The organism is Bacillus sp. JJ1127 (genome assembly GCF_036965845.1).
In the GTDB taxonomy this organism is placed as follows: domain Bacteria; phylum Bacillota; class Bacilli; order Bacillales; family Bacillaceae_G; genus Bacillus_A.
Genome location: NZ_JBALQK010000010.1, coordinates 1 through 452, shown reverse-complemented (window position 1 = coordinate 452; position 452 = coordinate 1). Strand labels below are relative to the sequence as shown.

The 452-nt window shown below is 34.7% G+C and carries 1 protein-coding gene; it reads right to left on the bottom strand.

The annotated features are described in order from the left end of the window. Positions 1-250: 250 nt before the first annotated feature. On the bottom strand, positions 251-451 hold the full coding sequence (locus V7183_RS01810; RefSeq protein ID WP_335358517.1) for a DUF3955 domain-containing protein: 201 nt from the start codon (positions 449-451) through the stop codon (positions 251-253). Between the last annotated feature and the right edge of the window lies 1 nt (position 452).

Genomic DNA, 452 nt, shown 5'->3' with positions numbered 1-452 from the left:
TCCCCAAAACGAAAAAAATAAACTAAATTCTCATGGACACCTATGAAAAGATGAATTTTTCGTTTTGGGGACACTTCAAAATGTTAGCTTGATGGACATAGGATGCCGCCAACAAAACGCGGATTGTATACGATATCCGTGTTTTGTCGGCAGGACACCATAAAGAAAAGACACCCTAAGGTGCCTTCCTCCGAGTTGAACCACTCTACTTTTACTAATATATGAGTATTGGACTTCCAGTCAAATGTTATTATTGGTTTATCGGTTTTCTGAACCCTATAAATGTGCTACTAATTAAACCTACTGCTATAAATAAAAAACCTATTGGTATTAAATAAAATGCTTCGACAAGAGTACCATCTGGTGCAACTGTAGATCCGATGATAGTATAGCTAACTATACACCCTATTCCTATGAGTAAAGATATTAAAGTTAAAATATATTTTTTCATT